Below are 203 nucleotides of genomic sequence, written 5' to 3' on the forward strand. Positions count from 1 at the left end.
CGCCAGTTGGAAATCTCCCGTCTGTTAGGGATTCGTCCTTATAATGCCCTGGCCTTCACCGGACCGATCGCGGTGTTCGTCAGCGTCTTCTTGATGTATCCCTTGGGACAGTCGGGCTGGTTCTTCGCCCCCAGCTTTGGCGTCGCCGCCATCTTCCGTTTTCTATTGTTCTTCCAAGGGTTCCACAACTGGACCTTAAACCC

General features: G+C 55.2%; 1 pseudogene. It reads left to right on the forward strand.

From position 1 onward, the window contains the following. A pseudogene (locus LKK83_RS31870) lies at positions 1-203 on the forward strand (photosystem II D2 protein (photosystem q(a) protein)); the annotation flags it as partial.

This window comes from Phormidium sp. CCY1219 (assembly GCF_035615515.1).
Lineage (GTDB): Bacteria > Cyanobacteriota > Cyanobacteriia > Cyanobacteriales > Laspinemataceae > CCY1219.